At 63.5% G+C, this 20647-nt stretch carries 21 protein-coding genes; 12 read left to right on the forward strand and 9 right to left on the reverse strand.

All coding sequences use genetic code 11. The annotated features are described in order from the left end of the window. Window positions 1-10: 10 nt before the first annotated feature. From kdpB to MF606_RS16985, 6 genes are all read right to left on the reverse strand, one after another. Entirely contained in the window at window positions 11-2083 is a 2073-nt protein-coding gene (kdpB, locus tag MF606_RS16960) for a potassium-transporting ATPase subunit KdpB (protein ID WP_240230516.1), read from the reverse strand. Between the two features lie 36 nt (window positions 2084-2119). Then, window positions 2120-2290 (reverse strand): hypothetical protein, encoded by a 171-nt coding sequence (locus tag MF606_RS16965; RefSeq protein WP_240230517.1) that lies wholly within the window; start codon window positions 2288-2290, stop codon window positions 2120-2122. Window positions 2291-2293: 3 nt separating this feature from the next. Beyond that, window positions 2294-3997 (reverse strand): potassium-transporting ATPase subunit KdpA, encoded by a 1704-nt coding sequence (gene kdpA / locus MF606_RS16970; RefSeq protein ID WP_240230518.1) that lies wholly within the window; start codon window positions 3995-3997, stop codon window positions 2294-2296. Between the two features lie 28 nt (window positions 3998-4025). Further along, the gene (gene kdpF, locus MF606_RS16975) at window positions 4026-4115 is read right to left on the reverse strand and encodes a K(+)-transporting ATPase subunit F (RefSeq protein ID WP_240230519.1); all 90 of its coding nucleotides are present in this window, start codon (window positions 4113-4115) and stop codon (window positions 4026-4028) included. Window positions 4116-4508: 393 nt separating this feature from the next. Further along, a complete protein-coding gene (locus MF606_RS16980) occupies window positions 4509-4805 on the reverse strand; it encodes a hypothetical protein (protein ID WP_240230520.1) in 297 nt (98 codons plus the stop codon). Between the two features lie 26 nt (window positions 4806-4831). Beyond that, the gene (locus MF606_RS16985; RefSeq protein ID WP_240230521.1) at window positions 4832-5158 is read right to left on the reverse strand and encodes a hypothetical protein; all 327 of its coding nucleotides are present in this window, start codon (window positions 5156-5158) and stop codon (window positions 4832-4834) included. A gap of 209 nt (window positions 5159-5367) precedes the next feature. Here MF606_RS16985 and MF606_RS16990 point away from each other — a divergent pair, with 209 nt between their 5' ends. Then, window positions 5368-6135 (forward strand): 2-keto-4-pentenoate hydratase, encoded by a 768-nt coding sequence (locus MF606_RS16990; RefSeq protein ID WP_240230522.1) that lies wholly within the window; start codon window positions 5368-5370, stop codon window positions 6133-6135. 91 nt (window positions 6136-6226) lie between these two features. Further along, window positions 6227-7156, forward strand: a complete 930-nt coding sequence (locus tag MF606_RS16995) for an aldo/keto reductase (protein ID WP_240230523.1) — start codon at window positions 6227-6229, stop codon at window positions 7154-7156. A 38-nt stretch (window positions 7157-7194) separates the two neighbouring features. Here MF606_RS16995 and MF606_RS17000 read toward each other — a convergent pair whose 3' ends face one another. Next, a complete protein-coding gene (locus MF606_RS17000; protein ID WP_275693095.1) occupies window positions 7195-7776 on the reverse strand; it encodes a PAS and helix-turn-helix domain-containing protein in 582 nt (193 codons plus the stop codon). A 109-nt stretch (window positions 7777-7885) separates the two neighbouring features. Here MF606_RS17000 and MF606_RS17005 point away from each other — a divergent pair, with 109 nt between their 5' ends. The 10 genes from MF606_RS17005 to MF606_RS17050 all read left to right on the forward strand — a co-directional run bounded on the left by MF606_RS17005 (window position 7886) and on the right by MF606_RS17050 (window position 17525). Then, window positions 7886-8602: a CoA transferase subunit A gene (locus tag MF606_RS17005; protein WP_240230524.1), complete on the forward strand. Its 717-nt coding sequence runs from the start codon at window positions 7886-7888 to the stop codon at window positions 8600-8602. Continuing rightward, window positions 8602-9246 (forward strand): 3-oxoacid CoA-transferase subunit B, encoded by a 645-nt coding sequence (locus MF606_RS17010; protein WP_240230525.1) that lies wholly within the window; start codon window positions 8602-8604, stop codon window positions 9244-9246. The genes MF606_RS17005 and MF606_RS17010 overlap by 1 nt, the downstream gene beginning before the upstream one ends. An 11-nt stretch (window positions 9247-9257) precedes the next feature. Further along, window positions 9258-10433 carry an acetyl-CoA C-acetyltransferase gene (locus MF606_RS17015; protein ID WP_240230526.1) on the forward strand — a complete coding sequence of 392 codons (1176 nt, stop codon included), beginning with the start codon at window positions 9258-9260 and terminating at the stop codon, window positions 10431-10433. A gap of 67 nt (window positions 10434-10500) precedes the next feature. Continuing rightward, complete coding sequence (locus tag MF606_RS17020; protein WP_240230527.1) at window positions 10501-11916, forward strand: sigma-54 interaction domain-containing protein; 1416 nt, start codon at window positions 10501-10503, stop codon at window positions 11914-11916. Window positions 11917-12073: 157 nt separating this feature from the next. Next, window positions 12074-12853, forward strand: a complete 780-nt coding sequence (locus tag MF606_RS17025; protein ID WP_240230528.1) for a 3-hydroxybutyrate dehydrogenase — start codon at window positions 12074-12076, stop codon at window positions 12851-12853. A gap of 8 nt (window positions 12854-12861) precedes the next feature. After that, complete coding sequence (locus MF606_RS17030) at window positions 12862-13641, forward strand: ABC transporter ATP-binding protein (protein WP_240230529.1); 780 nt, start codon at window positions 12862-12864, stop codon at window positions 13639-13641. Beyond that, window positions 13634-14356: an ABC transporter ATP-binding protein gene (locus MF606_RS17035; protein ID WP_240230530.1), complete on the forward strand. Its 723-nt coding sequence runs from the start codon at window positions 13634-13636 to the stop codon at window positions 14354-14356. Before MF606_RS17030 ends, MF606_RS17035 begins: the two co-directional genes overlap by 8 nt. 40 nt (window positions 14357-14396) lie before the next feature. Continuing rightward, complete coding sequence (locus tag MF606_RS17040) at window positions 14397-15599, forward strand: ABC transporter substrate-binding protein (protein WP_240230531.1); 1203 nt, start codon at window positions 14397-14399, stop codon at window positions 15597-15599. A gap of 58 nt (window positions 15600-15657) precedes the next feature. Next, window positions 15658-16545, forward strand: a complete 888-nt coding sequence (locus MF606_RS17045; protein WP_240230532.1) for a branched-chain amino acid ABC transporter permease — start codon at window positions 15658-15660, stop codon at window positions 16543-16545. Next, window positions 16545-17525, forward strand: coding sequence for a branched-chain amino acid ABC transporter permease (locus MF606_RS17050; protein ID WP_420842216.1), 981 nt, complete (start codon window positions 16545-16547; stop codon window positions 17523-17525). The genes MF606_RS17045 and MF606_RS17050 overlap by 1 nt, the downstream gene beginning before the upstream one ends. Window positions 17526-17547: 22 nt before the next feature. On the opposite strand, the gene MF606_RS17055 is transcribed toward MF606_RS17050, so the two are convergent. Together MF606_RS17055 and MF606_RS17060 are read right to left on the reverse strand one after the other, a co-directional pair. Next, entirely contained in the window at window positions 17548-19152 is a 1605-nt protein-coding gene (locus tag MF606_RS17055) for a GMC family oxidoreductase (protein ID WP_240230533.1), read from the reverse strand. After that, window positions 19149-20645, reverse strand: coding sequence for an FGGY-family carbohydrate kinase (locus MF606_RS17060; RefSeq protein ID WP_240230534.1), 1497 nt, complete (start codon window positions 20643-20645; stop codon window positions 19149-19151). Before MF606_RS17060 ends, MF606_RS17055 begins: the two co-directional genes overlap by 4 nt. Window positions 20646-20647 lie beyond the last annotated feature (2 nt).

A 20647-nucleotide genomic window follows, 5' to 3' on the forward strand; every position in this document is an offset into this window, starting at 1 on the left:
CGGAGTGTCCTTAGATGAGGCCAATGGAGGTGATGATCAGGTCGATGGCCTTGATCGCGATGAAGGGAACGACAACGCCACCGAGCCCATAGATCAGCAGGTTGCGCCCCAGCAGGGCCCCTGCTCCGACAGGCCGGTATTTGACGCCGCGCAGCGACAGCGGGATCAGCGCGACGATGATCAGCGCATTGAAGATGATCGCCGACAGGATCGCGCTCTGCGGGCTTTCCAGCCCCATGATGTTCAGCACGCCAAGCTGCGGATAGAAGGCCAGGAACATTGCCGGGATGATGGCAAAGTACTTGGCGATATCGTTGGCGATCGAGAACGTGGTCAGCGCACCGCGCGTCATCAGCAATTGCTTGCCGATGCCCACGATCTCGATGAGCTTGGTCGGATCGCTGTCGAGATCGACCATGTTGCCCGCTTCACGCGCGGCCACCGTGCCGGTGTTCATCGCCACGCCCACATCGGCCTGCGCCAGAGCCGGCGCGTCATTGGTGCCGTCGCCGCACATGGCGACGAGCTTACCTTTGCCCTGCTCCTCGCGGATCAGTGCCAGCTTGTTCTCAGGCGTTGCCTGGGCCAGGAAGTCGTCGACACCCGCCTCGGCGGCAATGGCCGCTGCAGTCATCGGGTTGTCGCCGGTGATCATCACCGTGCGGATGCCCATACGCCGCAGCTCGGCAAAACGCTCCTTGATACCGCCCTTGACGATATCCTTGAGATGCACGACGCCGAGCAGCCGCCCATCGCGCACCACGGCCAGCGGCGTACCGCCCGCCTTGGCGATCTGGTCGGCAATCGCCTGCAGCTCGGCGATTGTCTGGCTCGGCGCCTTGGGACCGCCTGCAGTAGTCGAGAGATTCACATAGGCAAGGACGGCATCGACCGCGCCCTTGCGAATCGACGATCCGTCAATGTCCACGCCACTCATTCGAGACTGCGCGGTGAAGGGCACGAAGGCGGCATGCAGGCTCGACATGTCGCGTTCGCGGATGCCGTATTTCTCCTTGGCGAGCACGACGATCGAACGACCTTCCGGCGTTTCGTCAGCCAGCGAAGCCAGCTGCGCCGCATCGGCAAGCTCCCGTTCGGTCACGCCGCCGACCGCCTTGAATTCGGTCGCCTGGCGATTGCCCAGCGTGATCGTGCCCGTCTTGTCGAGCAGCAGCGTATCGACGTCGCCAGCCGCTTCGACGGCGCGACCCGACATGGCCAGCACGTTGAAGCGCACCAGGCGATCCATGCCGGCAATGCCGATGGCCGACAGCAGAGCCCCGATGGTGGTGGGAATGAGGGTAACGAACAGCGCCACCAGCACGATGACCGGCACCGAACCGCCGGCATAGGTGGCAAAGAACGGGATCGTCGCTGTCGCCAGCACGAAGACCAGGCTCAGGCCGGCCAGGAGGATGTTGAGCGCGATTTCGTTCGGCGTCTTCTGCCGCTCGGCGCCCTCGACCAGCGAGATCATCCGGTCGATGAAGGTCGAGCCCTGGGCCGCGGTGATACGCACCCGCACCCAGTCCGACAGCACCTGCGTACCGCCGGTCACGGCCGAGCGGTCTCCGCCCGATTCACGAATAACAGGCGCAGACTCGCCCGTGATCGCCGCTTCGTTGACCGAGGCGACGCCCTCGATGACTTCGCCATCGGAGGGGATGATGTCACCGGCCTCGACCAGCACAACGTCGCCGACCTTGAGGCTGGTGCCAGGCACCAGCTTGAACTTCGTCCGGTCCCCGCCATTCAGCAGCAGCTTGGCTTCGGTTTCAGTCCGCGTACGGCGCAGGGATTCGGCTTGCGCCTTGCCACGGCCTTCCGCGACCGCCTCGGCGAAATTGGCGAACAAGACCGTGAACCACAGCCAGATGACGAGCTGGAACGAGAAGCCGAGATTTTCGCCCCCTGTTGCCAGATCCTTGATCAGCAGGACAGTGGTGAAGGCGGACACGACGGCGACGACGAACATCACCGGGCTCTTGATCAGCGTGCGCGGATCGAGCTTGCGAAAGGCCCCGCCCAGGGCGGGAATGAGAATGCGAGCGTCCAGAATGCTCGCTGATTTGGACTGGCTCATGAGAGACTCCAGCGTGAATGACGGCGGCGCGATCGATCAGATGGCCGCGAACAATTGGGTCAGAAGGACTGCGGACAGCCCGAGCAGGCCGATTACCAGCATCAGGCGCAGCACGATGCGCGCCGCGTTCGTCGGTTCGGTCTGCCCCCGCGCCAGAAATTCGGCGCGAGGGTTGATGAGCCGCTTCAGCTCACTGCGAGGGGACATGGCCTAGAAGGTCTGCCCCGCCAGCATGGCGAAGTGTTCGACGATCGGACCGAGCGCAAGCGCCGGGAAGAACGTCAGGCCGCCCACGATGAGAATGACGCCCAGCAGCAGGCCGACGAACAGCGTTCCGTCGGTCGGAAGCGTGCCGCCAGAGGCCGGAACGGTCTTCTTGCTCACCAGGGAGCCGGCAATGGCCAGCGCAGGGATGATGATCAGGAACCGCCCCATCAGCATCGCGGTGCCCAGGGTGATATTGTACCACGGCGTATTCGCCGAGAGGCCCGCGAAGGCAGACCCGTTATTGGCCGCCGCCGACGTATAGGCGTAGAGGATTTCGCCGAACCCGTGCGGCCCGGCATTCCACAGCGACGACACGCCCGCAGGCAGCACTGCCGTAACCGCCGTAAACCCGAGCATCGCGAGCGGTAGGCAGAGGATGGCGAGCATCGCCATTTTGACCTCCTTGGCCTCGATCTTCTTGCCCAGATATTCGGGCGTCCGGCCCACCATCAGTCCCGCCACAAAGATGGCGATGACCACGAACAGGATGATGCCGTAGAAGCCCGCGCCGACACCGCCGATGATGATCTCGCCGAGCATCATGTTGATCATCGGGATCATGCCGCCCAACGGCAGGAAGCTGTCATGCATGGCGATAACGGCGCCACACGAGGCCGCAGTCGTGATGACGGCGAACAACGAAGACAGCACTACGCCAAACCGCGTCTCCTTGCCTTCCATGTTGCCACCCTCGATCCCGAGCGCGTGGATCAAAGGATTGCCGGCCGCTTCCGCCCAGTAGCAGACTGCGACGCCAATGAGGAACAGCACGCCCATGGTGGCGAAGATCGCCCAGCCCTGGCGCTGATTGCCGACCATGCGCCCGAACACATTGGTCAGGGCCGCGCCGATGGCGAAGATCGAGACCATATGGATGAGATTGGTGAGCGCCGTCGGATTTTCGAACGGATGGGCCGCGTTGACGTTGAAGAAACCGCCGCCATTGGTGCCCAGATGCTTGATCATCATCTGGCTGGCCACCGGACCCTGCGCGATCGTCTGCTGTGCTCCTTCCAGCGTCACCGCCGCGGTATAGGGATTGAGGTTTTGCGGTACGCCCTGCCACACCAGCACCAGCGTTCCGATGATGCAGATCGGCAGCAGGACGTAGAAGATCGTCCGCACGAGATCGGTCCAGAAATTGCCGAGCGTCTTGACCGATTTTCGCGAGAAAGCACGGATGACCGCCATGGCGACCGCTATGCCCGTGGCCGCGGAGACGAAGTTCTGCACCGTCAGACCCGCCATCTGGGTCAGGTAAGACATGGTGCTTTCCCCGCCATAGCTCTGCCAATTGGTATTGGAAACAAAGCTGGCAGCCGTGTTGAAGGCGAGTTCGGGGCCAACCTCACCCATGCCAGCGGGATTGAACGGCAACGCGCCCTGGAAGCGCTGCAGGAAATACAGCGCGATAAATCCGGCCAGATTGAAGAACAGCATGGCGGCCGCATAGGCGGTCCAGTGTTGCTCTTCCTTCTCGTCGGTTCCGGCGAGGCGATAGAGCACCCGCTCGATTGGGCCGATCACCGGCGAAAGCAGCGTGCGATCGCCGTTGTAAACGCGCGTCATATAGCCGCCCAGCGGCTTCACGAGCAAAATGATGATGCCGCAATAAACGGCAATCTGAATCCATCCGATCAACGTCATGATTATGTCTTTCCGAGCCCGCTTGCGATCAGAAGCGCTCTGGGCGAATAAGGGCGTAGATTAGGTACGCGAGCAGCAGCAGTGTTACGCCGCCGCCGAGAATGTAATCGACAAGCATCGCCAGACTCCCGCTAGAGATTGTTACAGACGGCGATGTAGGTGAAGAATATCGCGAAAAATGTCGCCGATATTCCTAAGACGACGAAATCCATGACCTTGGCTCCTTGGCTATTTGCTTGCTAGCCGATGCAAATCGATGCATCGCTGAACGGACCACGGCCACCGCTGCCGGCCCGGCTGCGGTGGTCAATGCTTCAAATTCGCCGGGAGAGTGGCCCCGAACCGCATAGGAATTCGAGATCGGGCCAGGACTAAACTTATAGGAATCTCATATATGAAATGGCCGCGCGGACACCCCAAAGTGGGGAGACCCCGGCCTGCCTGTTGACCAGCACGCCGGGGTCTCGACGATTTGCCGGCGTATGCAGCCACCGGCAAAATCTGGGTGCGGCTAGAGTGCCCGGACGCCTTCGGGCCACTGGCTCTGCGGAACCGGGTTAAACAAAGGGTCCATGGTCAACACCGCATCATCGGGAGCGCAGCATACCGCTCCCGGCACATAGTCGCTTTCGGCCGCCGCGAAATGGACCGCCGACGAGCGGTCGAAGAAAACGCCCCCGACCAGCCCCCTAACGTCGCAGACGACCCAGTGCCCGCGCGCGTCCCGGCCAATCATGAACCTGCTGTTGCGCAACGGTGGGAGAGTGGCCTGAGCAGCAGCTTCGCCCATGAGCATGAGTCTTTTCATCTCTATCGATCCTGATTGCATATGGCTCAAGCGCCGAGCCAGAAGAAGCTGCCGGCCAACGCCGTTATCACGGCAATGACGGCACCCATGCGCCACAGGGCTCCCGTCACGTCACTGTCTGCGTCCGAAAACACGGGCCCATGCGCTCTTGGCCCGTCACCATCCTGCGGGTGGAAATGGGCCGCGCGGGCGCGCGCCTGGGCTGTCAGTATGGCGACATAGGTCATTCCAAAACGCGGATACATTGCTGTTCGTCCTTTCATCGTGGTGCCCGGGCTCCGCCAAGCCACCTGCCCCATCTTGGGCGAGGTCAGACTGACTGGCGGGCGGCGGTCGAGGGCGCGGCGCAACATGCGTGTTGGTCCTATCGATGCCGGCAGATCCCGGGCACGAATGAAAGGTAGAAGAGACCGCATATGTTTTCGATTGCACTGCATCTGGTGATGCATAAAAATCGCATAGTAATTCTCGCGATCGACATAAATAGAATTCCTATAGGTGTACTTTTATTTGACTTCACGTTTTGCCGGTGTCTGTCTCCGCCCAAATGGAGACCACTGTCATGCATGCGGTATCACTCGACAATCTAGCGATCGCCTTGGCCAAAAACCGGGCGTCCGGAACGGTCTCCGGCCTGGCATTTGCCGGAATCGTGTCGAAACTGGAAGCGGCAGAGGTCCAGCTCGCCGCTCTCGACGCCTACAATGGCGATCGCAAGGGCTATGCACTGGCCGGCACCAATGCGGCCTGCCAGCGGATACTGGGCCTGCACGAACCCGTAATCGGCCCCATCGCCGCACGGGACATTTTTGATGGACATAGCCACATCCACCTGCCGCAGGGTGTTATCGGTGCGCAGTGCGAACTGACCTTCACCATTGGCAACAGCTTCCCTCTCAAGGGCGATGAAATCAGCCGGCCCGCCATCGCCGAGACGATCGTCGCCTGCCGCCCGACTATCGGCCTTGTGGGCCGCCGCGCGTTCGGCGCCCCTCATAATGACGTGATCGCCATTGCCGATTTCGGCCTGCATGTCGCCACCATCTGCGGCCCCGCCATGCGTGTCGATTGGGATGGCCTCGATCGGGTCGAGATGACGGCCCGCATCAACGGCGAAACGGTGGTGACAGCTAGGGGTAGCGCTGTTCTGGGCCATCCGCTCGAGGCGGTAGCGCTGCTGGCGCGTGAGCTGGCTCTCCAGGGCAAGCAGATCAATGCCGGCGAGATCGTAACCACCGGCTCGTGGTCGCCAATTCTGCAGGTCCTACCAGGACAAACGCTCTCGGTGGATTTCGAAACGATCGGCAAGGTCTCCTGCACCTTCGCGTAAGCTGAAGCCGACAAGGAGGTATGCGCATGCCGCTCATATCGGGTAACGATGCAGGGCCAGACCGTTACCCCCTCCACCCATGGTGCCTTGCATGAAAACCTATGAACTGCCCCAGACCGGGCGCTCCGTTTCCAGCGTCATTCTTGGATTGATGCGGATCGCCTCGATGAGCAATGCCGAGATCCAGCAATTATTTGGCGCTGCGCGCGCGGCCGGCGTCAATGTCTTCGACCATGCCGATATCTATGGTGGCGAGCGTCACCTATGCGAGGCCCGCTTCGGCGACGCGATAACGCTGACTGCCGCGGAACGCGACCAGGTTGTCATCCAGAGCAAGGTCGGCATTCGGAAGGGTTTCTTCGACTTTTCGGGTGAACACATCCTGCGCACGGTCGATGAGTCGCTGGCGGCCCTGCGCACCGACTACCTCGATCTGCTGCTGCTGCACCGGCCCGACACGCTGGTTGAACCCGAAGACGTCGCGTCGGCCTTCGACAAGCTCAAGAGCACCGGCAAGGTCCGTCATTTCGGCGTGTCCAATCACACACCCGGCCAGATCGCGCTGCTCAAGACCGCCGTCCAGCAGCCGCTCATCGTCAACCAGGTGCAGTTGAGCATCACCCACGCGCCGCTCATTGCTGCGGGCGTCGCCGCCAACATGGCCGGGCTCGACCAGTCGATCGACCGCGACAACGGGCTGCTCGATTACTCCCGCCTCAACGGCATGATGCTGCAGGCCTGGTCGCCGTTCCAGAAGGGCTTCTTCGACGGGGTTTTCCTCGGCGACCGCGCAAACTACGCCGAACTCAACGACGCCATCGATGAACTGGCCAAGGCCTATGGCGTGACCCCGACCGGCATCGCCGTGGCCTGGATCACCCGCCACCCCGCCAATATCCAGGTGGTGCTTGGCACGACCAAGCCGGAGCGGGTCACCGAATCCGCTGCCGGTTCGGCCGTTCCGCTGACTCGCGAAGAATGGTATCGCCTGTTCACCGCCGCCGGTCACATCCTGCCCTGATGTGTCGAACGGTGGACGTGCTCCGGCGCGTCCACCCTCTATAGCGGTGCCGGTGACGAGGCGAGGAACCAGGCGACCAGCTCGGCCGTATTGCGCACCCGAACCAGCCGCATGAGGCGCAGCCGGTGGGCTTCCACCGTACGTTTACTCAGGCCGATTTCTTCGGCGATGACCGCATTAGTCTTGCCCTGCGCCACCAGCGTCAGAATTTGCCGTTGCCGCCCCGTCATCGCCGCCTCGGTCACCGGCCGGTTCATCGGCTCGAAACAGTAGATCGCCTCGGCGAACGGATCCGCATTATCGCGCGTACGGCCATTGACCCGGCACCAGAACCGCTGGCCGCCCGCGCCCACCATGATGCGCTCGTCGTAATAGACCTGCCCACCGGGCAAATGACTGCGCCACATCTGCCCCGTACGCACGAAATCGGCGATCTCAGGGTAGAGCCGCGAAAAGCTCTGGTCGGTCAGGTCATCGGGCACGAAGCCGAAAAGCGCCGCGAATTCAGCATTGCATTCGCGGATGATGCGATGGGTCGCGAACACCATCGGCACCGGAATTTCGTCCAGTGTGAAGCGGTGTGGCGGGCTTCTCTGGCCCTCGGAAAGAGATGCGGACATAGCGTATAAATACGACTAACCGCTCGATGCGGGCAAGACCTACCTTGGCTCAACGAAAGCGGCAGCCGAGAAGCGCGGCCGCGCCGACGAACACGAGGGAGGACAGGCTTTGCAAAAGGTCTATGCGGACGCAAGCGCGGCCATGGCCGGATTGCTGAAAGATGGCATGGTCATAATGTCGGGCGGCTTCGGCCTCTGCGGCATCCCCGAGGCATTGATCGCCGCGGTCAAAGCGTCGGGTGCCAAGGATCTGACCGTCATTTCCAACAATGCCGGCGTCGATGGCATTGGCCTCGGCACGCTGCTGGAAACGCGCCAGATCCGGAAAATGATCTCGTCCTATGTCGGCGAGAACAAACTCTTTGCCCAGCAATTTCTCTCGGGCGAACTCGAGCTTGAATTCACCCCGCAAGGCACGCTCGCCGAGCGCATCCGGGCCGGCGGCGCCGGCATACCCGCTTTCTTCACCAAGACGGGTGTCGGCACCATCATCGCCGACGGCAAGGAGGTTCGCAGCTTTGACGGCGAGGATTATGTTATGGAGCGGGGCCTGGTGGCTGATGTGTCGATCGTCCACGCCTGGAAGGGCGATACCGAGGGCAATCTCGTTTACCGCAAGACCGCGCGAAACTTCAATCCAATGATGGCCACCGCCGGCAAGGTGACGATCGCCGAGGTCGAACACCTCGTCGAGGTGGGCGAGATCGAGCCCGATCAGATTCACACTCCAGGCATCTTCGTGTCCCGGCTGGTACATGTGCCCAATCCGGTCAAGCATATCGAGCAGCGCACCGTCCGGCAGCGCGCCACGGCGGAGGCAAACTGATGGCCTGGACCCGCGAACAGATGGCCGAACGCGCCGCCCGCGAATTGCAGGACGGTTTCTACGTCAACCTCGGTATCGGCATCCCGACCCTCGTCGCCAACTACATTCCTGCTGGCATCGACGTGCGCCTGCAGAGCGAGAACGGCATGCTCGGCATGGGCCCGTTCCCTTATGCTGGCGAGGAAGACGCCGACCTGATCAATGCCGGCAAGCAGACCATCACCGAACTGCCGCTGACCAGCTTCTTTTCCAGCGCCGATAGCTTCGGCATGATCCGGGGGGGGCACATCGACCTCTCGATCCTGGGCGCCATGCAGGTGGCCGAGAATGGCGACCTCGCCAACTGGATGATCCCCGGCAAGATGGTCAAGGGCATGGGCGGCGCCATGGACCTCGTGGCCGGCGTCCAGCGCGTCGTCGTCGTCATGGAGCACGAAGCCAAGGGCGAGTCAAAACTGCTCAAGGCTTGCACCCTGCCCCTGACTGGCCAGCGCGTCGCCGACCTCGTCATCACCGACCTGGGCGTCTTCACGCTGGCCCGGCGCGGCGACCCCGACATGGTGCTGATCGAATTGGCCGACGGCATCAGCCTCGATGAGATCACCGCCAAGACTGAAGCACACTTCCGCGTCGGCCTGCAGTAGAGGAGAGCACCATGAGCGATATCGTCATCGTCAGCGCCGCCCGCACCGCGGTCGGCAGTTTCATGGGCGCCCTCTCGACCGTGCCAGCGCACGAGCTCGGCGCCACCGCCATCACCGCAGCACTCGCCCGCGCTGGCGTGGCCGGCGACGAGGTCGATGAGCTCATCCTCGGTCAGGTGCTGACGGCGGGCGCAGGCCAGAATCCGGCCCGCCAGGCCGCCATGCGCGCCGGCGTCTCCCAGGGTGCAACGGCGTGGATCGTCAACCAGGTCTGCGGCTCAGGCCTGCGGGCCGTCGCCCTCGGCATGCAGCAGATCGCCACCGGCGATGCCCGCATCATCGTGGCGGGCGGACAGGAATCCATGTCGCTGGCGCCCCACTGCCAGCACTTGCGCGCTCCCGCGAAGATGGGGCCGATAACACTGGTCGATACCATGACGGTGGACGGGCTGATCGACGCCTTTGGCGGCTACCACATGGGCATCACCGCAGAGAATGTCGCTCGTCAGTTCGGCATCGACCGCGCCACGCAGGACACCTTCGCCCTCGCCTCCCAGCAAAAGGCCGCAGCCGCACAGCAGGCTGGTCGCTTCACCGCCGAAATCGCCCCTGTCGCCGTCAAGACGCGCAAGGGCGAGGTGGTGGTGGATGCCGACGAGTATATCCGCGCCGACGCCAGTGCCGAGGCCTTGGCCAAGCTGCGCCCGGCCTTTGACAAGGATGGCACGGTCACCGCCGGCAATGCCTCCGGCCTCAACGACGGCGCCGCCGCCCTGGTTTTGATGCATGCCGACGAAGCGGCGCGCCGCGGCCTGACCCCGCTCGCCCGCATCGCCGGCTGGGCCACCGCAGGCGTCGATCCGTCCGTGATGGGCACGGGCCCCATCCCCGCATCGACCAAGGCGCTGGCCAAGGCCGGCTGGAACGCCGCCGACCTTGACTTGATCGAAGCCAACGAGGCCTTCGCCGCCCAGGCCTGCGCTGTCAATCAGGCGATGGGCTGGGACCCCGCCAGGGTCAACGTCAATGGCGGCGCTATCGCCATTGGTCACCCCATTGGTGCATCGGGCGCACGCGTGCTGACCACGCTGCTCCACGAATTGGCGCGGCGCGGCGGGCGCAAGGGGCTGGCGACGCTCTGCGTCGGCGGCGGCATGGGCGTCGCGCTCTGCATCGAGCGAGCGTGATGCCGTTGCCCGTGGCGTGAGCGACGACTAGACTCCGAGCACTGACGAGGGCGACGCGAGGCGGGCGATGGCGCACACACCGACAACCGAACGCTGGCCGGCTGCCAATAGCCTCGCCAGCATCGAAGAAGCCGTCGGCGCCTTCAGCCTGCTGCGCGATTTCTTCGAGGGCGCCATCATCGTCGATGCGCAGACCCGCATCACCTGGATGGACGCACGTTATCGCGAACTGCTAAAGCTGCCGCCCGATTTCGACCCGATCGGCCTGGAGGTCGAGACCGTGCTGCCGCACTCGCTGCTGCGTCGCGTGGTCGAGACTGGGCGGCCAATCCTTCTCGACATCATGAATTTCGACGACCGCCAATTCGTCGTCTGCCGCATCCCGCTCAAGGACGCGGCGGGCGTAGTCGAGGGCGCGATCGGCTTCGTCTTCTACGACAATGTCGATTATCTCGAACCGATCCTCGACAAGTTCGAAACGCTGCAAAAGCAATTGACGCGCGCCCAGGCGGCGCTGACGCGCGAGCGCCAGACCAAGTATTCCCTATCGAGCTTTGTCGGCCAGAGCGAGGCGGTCAAGGACCTCAAGGCGATGGTGCGCCGCTTTGCCTTGCGTGATGGCGCGGCCCTCATTCTGGGCGAAACCGGCACCGGCAAGGAACTGCTGGCTCACGCCATCCATCAGCAATCGGACCGGGCCGACGGCCCCTTCGTCGCCGTCAACATGGCCGCCGTACCCGAGGCGCTGCTCGAAGCCGAGTTTTTCGGCGTAGCGCCCGGCGCCTATACCGGCGCCGACAAGAAGGCGCGACAGGGCAAGTTCGAACTGGCCCATGGCGGCACGCTGTTCCTCGACGAAATCGGCGACATGCCGCTGGCCATCCAGGCCAAGTTCCTGCGCGTCTTGCAGGAGGGCGAGATCGAGGCACTGGGCTCCAACTCCGTCAAGAAGATCGACGTGCGCATCATCGCCGCAACCTCGCAGGACCTTGAAGCCAAGATCGCCGACAAGAGCTTCCGCGCCGATCTCTACTATCGCGTCGCCGTGCTGACGGTTCATGTGCCGCCGCTGCGCGACCGCCGCGAGGACATGGCGCTGCTCTGCGAAACGCTGCTCGAACAGACCAGCCGCGCCGGCGACCAGCGCGGGTGGATTATCACATCAGACGCCGTCGCCCTGTTGCAGGCGCACGCCTGGCCGGGCAATGTACGCGAGTTGCGCAACGTGCTCGAGCGCGCCGCCGCCTTGGCACCCACCGAAACGCTCGACGCCGCGGTCATCCGCAAAGCCCTACCACCTGGCGCTATCAAGTCCGCCGCCACGCATCAGGGACTGGCCAATGCCGTGGCCGACACCGAGCGGCAAGCCATCCTCGACGCGTTGCGGTCCACCGGCGGACAAAAATCGGCCGCGGCTCTACGGCTGGGCGTCTCCCGCTCGCAGTTCTACGAAAAGCTCAAGCGTCACAATATCAGCGCCTGATCTGTCCTGATTTCCGGACAGTGTCGCGTGCGCCGCACACATTCTGCCGGACACCCTGTCCGAAACCACCCACAAACCGGGCGTTCCGCGCTTGGCACGGAACTTGATAGGTATCCGGCAAAAGACCGGACCTATGAAGTCCGCTACAGGGTGGAGCATGACGACAAAGCGCGTGGCATTGGTCACCGGCTCGACGAGCGGCATTGGCCTCTCGATTGCCAGCAAGTTCGCGGCTATGGGCTATGATGTCGCCATCAACAGCTTCGAGCCCGAAGCTGCCGTGGCCGATATCATGCGTGCCGTTGCCGGCAACGGCGGCAGCGTGCGCTACTTCCATTCCGATCTCTCGCTCAATGGCGGCGGCTATGACTTGGTCGGCTCCGTCGTCGCCACGTTTGGCCAGCTCGATGTGCTGGTCAATAATGCCGGTGTGCAGAAGGTCGCCCCCATCGAAGAACTGCCCGCAGCCGATTGGGACCGCATTGTCGCGGTGAGCCTCGATTCCGCCTTCCACACCATCCGCGCCGCGCTGCCCGGCATGGTCGAACGCGGCTGGGGCCGCATCATCAACATCGCCTCCGCTCATGGGCTGCGCGCGTCTCCGTTTAAATCGGCCTATGTCGCCACCAAGCATGCCGTGGTGGGCCTGACCAAGGCCGTGGCACTGGAAACCGCCGAAAAGGGCATTACCGTTAACGCTATCTGTCCGGGCTATGTGTGGACGCCGCTGGTGGCCGCCCAGGTCGCCGACCAGGCTCGGGTCCACGCCATGAGTGAAGACGAGGTCGTGCGCGAGGTCATCCTGGCACCCCAGCCAACACGCCAATTCGTGCAGCCCGAGGAAATTGCCGAACTGGCAGCCTACCTCTGCGGCGATCTGGCTCGCTCGATCACCGGCTCGGCAATTTCCATCGACGGCGGTTGGACAGCGAAATGAGTATTGCCATGACAACCAGCTCCGCCCCTGACAGTCAGCCCGACGTCATCCTGTCCGCCCGTGGCCTCACCAAGCGCTTCGCGGGCTTCGTCGCCGTGAACGGCGTCGATCTCGACGTCCACCGTGGTTCGATCCATGCCCTGATCGGCCCCAACGGCGCCGGCAAGACCACTTGCTTCAACCTCCTGACCAAGTTCCTGCAGCCCACCTCGGGCACGATCACCCTCAACGGCCGCGACATTACCCAGATGCCCGCAGCCAGCATTGCCCGCCTCGGCCTCGTCCGCTCGTTCCAGATATCCGCCGTCTTCCCCAAGCTGACCGTCCTCGAAAACGTACGCATCGCGCTCCAGCGCCGACGTGGCGACAGTTTCGATTTCTGGCGCTCGCAGACCGTGCTCTCCCAACTCGATGCCGAGGCTATGTCCCGTATCGATGAGGTAGGCCTGTCGAGCTTCACCAACGAGACCGCCGGCGAGCTCAGCTATGGCCGCAAGCGGGCGCTCGAAATCGCCACGACGCTGGCGCTCGAACCTGAAATGTTGCTGCTCGACGAGCCCATGGCCGGCATGGCGCAGGAAGACGTAGCCCGCATCTCCACGCTAATCCGCAAGATTTCGGCCAATCGCACCATCCTCATGGTCGAGCACAATCTTTCTGTCGTCGCCGATCTCTCCGATCGCATCACGGTACTCGCCCGTGGCCAGGTGCTGGCCGAGGGGCCCTACGAAGCCGTCTCCAAGGACCCGCGCGTGGTCGAAGCCTATATCGGAGCGGGCCATGAGTGAGGCGCAGACCATGACCGACAGCTTGCTCGCCGTCCGCGACCTCAACGGCTGGTATGACGAAAGCCATGTTCTGCACGGCATCAACTTCGACGTGCGTCCCGGCGAGGTGGTCACCCTGCTCGGCCGCAATGGCGCCGGCAAGACCACGACGCTCCGCGCCATCATGGGCATTCTGGGCAAGCGCCAGGGCTCGGTGCGCTTCGATGGCCGCGAGCTGATCGGCCTCGCGCCACGCCAGATCGCCCATGCCGGCATCGCCTTCTGCCCCGAGGAGCGCGGCATCTTTTCGAGCCTCTCGGTCGACGAAAACCTCATGCTGCCGCCGCAGGTCAAGCCGGGCGGGCTGACGCGCGAGGCGGTGCTCGAAATGTTCCCCAATCTGCGCGAGCGGCTCTCCAGCCAGGGCACCAAGCTCTCGGGCGGTGAACAGCAGATGCTGGCCATCGGCCGCATCCTGCGCACTGGCGCCAAATTCCTGCTGCTCGACGAACCCACCGAGGGCCTCGCCCCGGTGATCGTGCAGCAGATCGGCCGCACCCTGAGCCAGCTCAAGAGCCAGGGCTTCACCATCGTGCTGGTCGAACAGAACTTCCGCTTCGCGGCCTCGGTCGCGGATCGGCACTACGTGGTCGAACAGGGGCGGGTGATCGACACCATCCCCAATGCCGACCTCGCCGCCAACATGAACAAGCTGCACGCCTATCTGGGCGTCTAGCACCAAGCCAAAACGGCACCATTTCGGGAGGAGACCGATAATGAACTTCAAGACCCTGATACTGGCGACAGCCACCAGCCTGCTGCTGGCCGGCACGGCCATGGCCCAGACATCCGTCAAGATCGGCGTACTCAACGACCGCTCCGGCGTCTACGCCGACCTCAGCGGCGAGGGCTCGGTTATCGCCGCCCGCATGGCGGTGGAAGATTTCGATGCTGCCGGCAAAGGCATCACCGTCGAGATCATCTCGGCCGATCACCAGAACAAGCCCGACGTGGCGTCGACGATCGCCCGCACCTGGTATGATCAGGACGGCGTCGACCTGATCGTGGACGTGCCGACCTCCTCGGCCGCCTTCGCCGTCAATGAAGTGACCCGCGAAAAGAACAAGATCTTCATGAACTCGGGCGCCGGCTCGGCTGACCTGACCGGCGCACAGTGCTCGCCCAATACGGTCCACTGGACATACGACACCTGGGCTCTGGCCCATGGCACCGGCTCGGCCATGGTGGCGGAAGGCAATACCAAGTGGTTCTTCATCACCGCCGACTATGCCTTCGGCCAGGCTCTCGAGAAGGATACCACGGCCGTTGTCGAAGCTGCCGGCGGTGAAGTCCTGGGCGCCGTGCGCCATCCCTTCCCCGGCACCGATTTCTCGTCTTACCTGCTGCAGGCGCAAGCCTCTGGCGCTCAGGTGATCGGCCTCGCCAATGCCGGTGGCGACACCGTCAACACCATCAAGCAAGCTGCCGAATTCGGCATCACCCAGGCCGGCCAGGCGCTTGCGGGCCTCCTGATCTTCATCACCGACATCAATGCGCTGGGACTGGAAACGGCCCAGGGTCTGGTGCTGACCGAGAGCTTCTACTGGGACCTCAACGATGAGACCCGCGCCTGGTCGGAGCGCTTTGCTGCTCAACACGGCGGCGCCAAGCCAACCATGGTTCATGCCGGCGTCTATGCCAGTGTGCTGCACTATCTCAAGGCCGTTGAATCGACCGGTGGCAAGGAAACCGAAGCCCTGATGGCCGCGATGAAGGCCACCCCCACCAGCGACCCGCTGTTTGGCGAAGGCACGATCCGTGAAGACGGCCGCAAGATCCACGACATGTACCTGTTCCAGGTCAAGTCGCCGGCTGAATCGACCGGCCCATGGGACTACTACAATCTACTCGCCACCATCCCCGCTGCCGAAGCCTTCCGGCCGCTGGCCGATGGCGGCTGCGCCTTCGTCTCCAACTGACCTCCCCAGGCGTCCCGGCTCCGGCCGGGGCGCCCTCGCTCTCACCGGGATCACTCTCATGTTCGAGCTTTTGGGCATACCGCCACAGGCATTGTTCGGTCAGCTGCTGCTGGGCCTGATCAACGGGTCCTTCTATGCCCTGCTGAGCCTCGGGCTGGCGGTCATCTTCGGCCTGCTCAACATCATCAATTTCAGCCATGGCGCGCAGTATATGATGGGCGCCTTCGTCGCCTGGATGCTGCTGACCTATGGCGGCATCAACTACTGGTGGGCACTGCTGATCGTGCCACTGGTGGTCGGTGCATCAGGCGTTGTCATCGAACGGTTGATGATCAGCCGGCTCTACCACCTCGACCATCTATATGGCCTGTTGCTGACCTTTGGGTTGGCGCTGATCATCCAGGGCCTGTTCCGCAACCAGTATGGCGTGTCGGGCCTGCCCTATTCCATTCCCACCGAACTCGCCGGCGGCACCAATCTGGGCTTCATGTTTCTGCCCAATTATCGCGGCTGGGTGATCGTCGCCTCGGTCGTCGTCTGCTTTGCCACTTGGTTCGCAATCGAGAAGACCAGACTGGGCGCTTATCTGCGCGCCGCCACGGAAAATCCCACCCTGGTCGGCGCCTTCGGCATCAACGTGCCGCGCATGATCACGCTGACCTACGGGTTCGGCGTAGCCCTGGCCGCGCTCGCCGGCGTGCTGGCCGCGCCGATCTACTCGGTCAATCCCAATATGGGCGCCGATCTCATCATCGTGGTCTTTGCCGTCGTCGTCATCGGCGGCATGGGTTCGATCCTGGGCGCCATCCTCACCGGCTTCGGCCTCGGCATTGTCGAAGGCCTGACCCGCGTCATCTATCCCGAAGGATCATCCGTGGTGATCTTCGTCATCATGGCCATCGTACTGCTCGTCAAGCCCGCTGGCCTGTTTGGAAGGACCCAGTGATGACCCCCCAATCGGATACCGGCCATCCCTCCGCCACCGCTGCCTTGCCGATCGGCACGCCCCGCCATCACCTGATGATTTTTGCCGGGCTCCTGGTGCTGCTGCTCCTGGCGCCAACCGTGCTCTACCCTGTCTTCCTGATGAAGGTATTGTGCTTTGCCCTCTTCGCCAGCGCGCTGAACCTGCTGCTGGGCTTCGGTGGCCTGCTGTCCTTCGGACATGCCGCCTTCTTCGGCGCATCCAGCTACGTCGCCGCCCACGCCGCCAAGGTCTGGGGCTTCAATCCGGAAATCGCCATTCTGCTCGGCGTCGCCGCATCCGCAGTGCTGGGTCTGGGCATCGGCGTGCTCGCCATCCGTCGTCAGGGCATCTACTTCGCCATGGTGACGCTGGCCTTCGCGCAGATGGTCTACTTCTTCGCCTTGCAAGCGCCCTTTACCGGCGGCGAGGACGGCATTCAGGCCGTGCCGCGCGGCAAGCTCTTCGGTCTCATCGATCTGAGTTCCGACCGCACCCTCTACTTCGTCGTGCTGGCCATCGTCTTCAGCGCCCTGCTGCTGATCTACCGCATCATCCATTCCCCGTTCGGGCAAGTGCTCAAGGCCATCCGGGACAACGAACCGCGCTCCATCTCGCTGGGTTACAAGGTCAATCGCTACAAGCTCGCCGTCTTCGTCATGTCGGCCACCCTCGCAGGCCTCGCCGGCGCCACCAAGGCCATCGTCTTCCAGCTCGCTTCGCTGACCGACGTCTACTGGACCATGTCGGGCGAAGTGGTGCTGATGACCCTGCTCGGCGGCATGGGCACCGTGTTCGGACCCTTGATCGGCGCGGCGGCGATCGTCACCATGCAGAACTACTTCGCCGGCTTCGGGGCCTGGGTCACCGTGTTGCAAGGGGTGATCTTCGTGATCAGCGTGCTGCTGTTCCGCGAGGGCATCATCGGCGTCCTTGCACGATTGCTCAAAAAACCACTGTGACTGCCCTAGGCCACTGACATAACTAGCCCGCCGCCAACACGAGCTCTGCTGCCTTCTCTGCGATCATGATGACGGGCGAGTTGGTATTGCCGGAGACGATATTGGGCATGATCGAGGCATCGACCACCCGCAGCCCGCTGAGCCCGTGAACCCGGAGCTTGTCATCCACCACCGCCATGGCGTCACTGCCCATCTTGCAGGTGCCGACCGGGTGGAAGATGGTGGTGGCGATGTCACCCGCCTTGGCCGCGAGTTCAGCATCACTGGCGAACTGTGGTCCGGGCAGGAACTCCTCGGGTCGGAACCGGGCCACTGCCTTGGTCGCCATCAGCGCCCGGGCATGACGGATGGAGTTGGCCGCCACCAGCCGGTCATTGGCTGTCGACAGGTAGTTCGGCCTGATCTTGGGTGCCTTGGTGGCATCCGGGCTCTCCATATGGATCGAGCCCCGGCTTTCCGGCCGCAGATTGCAGACCGACACCGTCACTGCGTCGAAGCGATGTAGTGGCTCGCCCAGCCGGTCGGTGGAGAGCGGCTGCACGTGGTATTCGAGGTCCGCCGTCGCCAGCCGATCGTCGGACTTGGCGAAGATGCCGAGCTGGCTCGGCGCCATTGATAGCGGGCCGCTGCGTTTGAGGGCGTATTCCAGCCCCATCCCGGCGCGCGATACCAGATTGTGGTAGCGGGTGTTGAGCGTCTGGGCATCGCGCACCTTGAACACGGTGCGGATTTGCAGGTGATCCTGCAGGTTCTCACCGACGCCATCGAGTTGATGCCGCACGGGGATACCCAATGGTCCCAGCACATCCGGCCGGCCGATGCCGGACAGTTCCAGCAGCTTGGGTGAGTTGACCGCGCCAGCCGACAGGATCACCTCGTGACCCGCGCGGGCAGTGGCCTCGACGCCATTGTGGCGCAGATGGATGCCGGTGACCCGTGTGCCGTCGAGCTCGAGGCGTAAAACCTCGGCATTGGTCAGCACCCGCAGGTTCGGCCGCTTCAGTGCCGGGCGCAGGAAGGCCTTGGAGGTATTCCAGCGCACCCCGCCGCGCTGGTTGACCTCGAAATAACCCGAGCCGAAATTATCGCCGGTATTGAAATCGGCGACACGCGGAATGCCCAATTCCTCGGCCGCGGCCTGGAAGGCATCGAGCACCGGCCAGGCCAGCCGCTGCCTTTCCACCCGCCATTCTCCGCCAGCGCCGTGCTGGTCGCTGGCGCCGGCATGATAGTTCTCCGACTTGCGGAAATAGGGCAGCACATCGTCCCAGCCCCAGCCGACATTGCCGAGCTGACGCCAGCCATCATAGTCGGCGGCCTGACCGCGCATATAGATCATGCCATTGATCGAGGAACAGCCGCCCAGCACCTTGCCGCGCGGATAGTTGAGGGCACGACCATTGAGCCCGGCCTCGGGCTCGGTCTTCATCATCCAGTCGGTGCGGGGATTACCCATGCAGTAGAGATAGCCGATCGGGATATCGATCCAGTGGTAGCGATCGCTGCCGCCGGCTTCGAGCAGCAACACGCGGTTGGCCGGATCGGCACTCAGGCGATTGGCCAGCACGCAACCAGCCGAACCCGCGCCGACGATGATGTAGTCGTAAGTGCCGAGATCGTCGGTCATGACCGGGCCATTTCCGACCAGACCGGGCCCATAGCCTGCGCCAGCTTGGTGTAAAGGTCGTAGCGCCGCCCATAGTGGATGCCGGCCTCGCCCGCCGGAGCATAGTGACGTGCCGGCGCCGTCATCGCGGCGACGCCAGCAGCATAATCGGCAAACAACCCAACCCCCGCGCCAGCCACGATGGCCGCGCCCAGCGCCCCCGTCTCCTGGCTCCGTGCCACGGTGACTGGCAGGCCCAGCACATCGGCGAATATCTGCGGCCAGATGATGCTGCGTGAGCCGCCGCCGGACAGCGTAGCCGAGGCAATCGTAGCGCCCGCGCCGCGTAGCACGTCAACGTGACGCTTGTGCTCGAACGCGACACCCTCAAACAGGGCCCGCACCAGATGCGCCTTGGTATGCCAGCCGCCAATGCCATAGAAGCCGGCCCGCGCATTGCCATCCTGCTGCGCCCCGTAGAGGAACGGATGATAAATCGGCATGTCGGCCGAAGCGGGTACGGAAGCCACGAGCTCCCCGGCCCGGGTAAAAGCGTTGCCCTCGCCATGCTCCATAAATTGATGCACCAGCCATTCGAGATTGGCGGCCGACGTCGCGCTGGATTCGATGGCGAGCCACCGCTCGCGATCGAAGGTGGAGAGCATGAACACCGACGGGTCACGCAGCGGGCTATCGCAGACTACCTGGTTGATGCTCCAACTGCCGGCGATAATCGACGCTGAGCCGGTTGCCTCGACGCCTGACCCCAGGGCGCTGGCGACCACGTCAAAGAGACCGGCCACAACGGGCGTTCCCGCCGCGAGCCCGGTTGCCTGCGCAACCTCCGACGTCACCGTCCCGGCGATATCGGCGCTTTCGAGCAAATCAGGCAGCATGGGCATGGCATCGTCGAGCCCATATTCCACCAGCAACTCCGCCGAATAGCGGCGCGACGCGATCTCGACCAGCCCGCAGCCGGTCATATCGGATGTATCTGTCACTCGTGCGCCAGTCAGCCGGCCAACCACGAAATCCTTGCACAGCAGCACCGTGCCGATCTGGGCATAGACCTCGGGACGATACCGCTTGACCCAGGCCAGTAGCGTCGGCGTCTGCGCGACCCAAGGCTTTTGCAGGCAGAGCGGATAGAGCCGCTCACCAAGTGCCTGGCTGGCCCAATCGGCAATCACACCGGTCGCCCGCGTGTCGAGCGACTGGATGCCGATCAGCGGCTTGCCGTCACGGTCCAGTGCATAAAGCCCATTGCCATGACCGGCGCAGCCGATGGCACGGATGTGGTGCGCATCGATGCCGGCCTTGGCAATGCAGTCGGCAATAACTGCCACCGCATTGGCCCAGAGCTCGTCGAGATCGCGCTCCACATGGCCGGGCGCCGGTATGGTGGCGCGGCCGTCACGGACGGCATAAGCCAGTTCGCGGCCGTCGGCGGCGTCGAAGAGCACGGCCTTGATGACCGTATTCCCGGCATCCAGTCCTAAGAGATAGTCGGTCATCA

This window comes from Devosia lacusdianchii (genome assembly GCF_022429625.1).
Lineage (GTDB): Bacteria > Pseudomonadota > Alphaproteobacteria > Rhizobiales > Devosiaceae > Devosia > Devosia lacusdianchii.

Bases quoted from the DNA above. Each gene is read 5' to 3' on its own strand.
- MF606_RS17030 (WP_240230529.1), top strand. From the start codon at position 12,862: ATGACAACCAGCTCCGCCCCTGACAGTCAGCCCGACGTCATCCTGTCC.
- MF606_RS17045 (WP_240230532.1), top strand. From the start codon at position 15,658: ATGTTCGAGCTTTTGGGCATACCGCCACAGGCATTGTTCGGTCAGCTG.
- MF606_RS17055 (WP_240230533.1), bottom strand. From the start codon at position 19,152: ATGACCGACGATCTCGGCACTTACGACTACATCATCGTCGGCGCGGGT.
- MF606_RS16965 (WP_240230517.1), bottom strand. From the start codon at position 2,290: ATGTCCCCTCGCAGTGAGCTGAAGCGGCTCATCAACCCTCGCGCCGAA.
- MF606_RS17035 (WP_240230530.1), top strand. From the start codon at position 13,634: ATGAGTGAGGCGCAGACCATGACCGACAGCTTGCTCGCCGTCCGCGAC.
- MF606_RS17040 (WP_240230531.1), top strand. From the start codon at position 14,397: ATGAACTTCAAGACCCTGATACTGGCGACAGCCACCAGCCTGCTGCTG.
- MF606_RS17060 (WP_240230534.1), bottom strand. From the start codon at position 20,645: ATGACCGACTATCTCTTAGGACTGGATGCCGGGAATACGGTCATCAAG.
- kdpB (WP_240230516.1), bottom strand. From the start codon at position 2,083: ATGAGCCAGTCCAAATCAGCGAGCATTCTGGACGCTCGCATTCTCATT.
- MF606_RS17015 (WP_240230526.1), top strand. From the start codon at position 9,258: ATGAGCGATATCGTCATCGTCAGCGCCGCCCGCACCGCGGTCGGCAGT.
- MF606_RS17010 (WP_240230525.1), top strand. From the start codon at position 8,602: ATGGCCTGGACCCGCGAACAGATGGCCGAACGCGCCGCCCGCGAATTG.
- MF606_RS16995 (WP_240230523.1), top strand. From the start codon at position 6,227: ATGAAAACCTATGAACTGCCCCAGACCGGGCGCTCCGTTTCCAGCGTC.
- MF606_RS17000 (WP_275693095.1), bottom strand. From the start codon at position 7,776: ATGTCCGCATCTCTTTCCGAGGGCCAGAGAAGCCCGCCACACCGCTTC.
- MF606_RS17050 (WP_420842216.1), top strand. From the start codon at position 16,545: ATGACCCCCCAATCGGATACCGGCCATCCCTCCGCCACCGCTGCCTTG.
- kdpA (WP_240230518.1), bottom strand. From the start codon at position 3,997: ATGACGTTGATCGGATGGATTCAGATTGCCGTTTATTGCGGCATCATC.
- MF606_RS17020 (WP_240230527.1), top strand. From the start codon at position 10,501: ATGGCGCACACACCGACAACCGAACGCTGGCCGGCTGCCAATAGCCTC.
- MF606_RS16980 (WP_240230520.1), bottom strand. From the start codon at position 4,805: ATGAAAAGACTCATGCTCATGGGCGAAGCTGCTGCTCAGGCCACTCTC.
- kdpF (WP_240230519.1), bottom strand. From the start codon at position 4,115: ATGCTTGTCGATTACATTCTCGGCGGCGGCGTAACACTGCTGCTGCTC.
- MF606_RS16990 (WP_240230522.1), top strand. From the start codon at position 5,368: ATGCATGCGGTATCACTCGACAATCTAGCGATCGCCTTGGCCAAAAAC.
- MF606_RS16985 (WP_240230521.1), bottom strand. From the start codon at position 5,158: ATGTTGCGCCGCGCCCTCGACCGCCGCCCGCCAGTCAGTCTGACCTCG.
- MF606_RS17025 (WP_240230528.1), top strand. From the start codon at position 12,074: ATGACGACAAAGCGCGTGGCATTGGTCACCGGCTCGACGAGCGGCATT.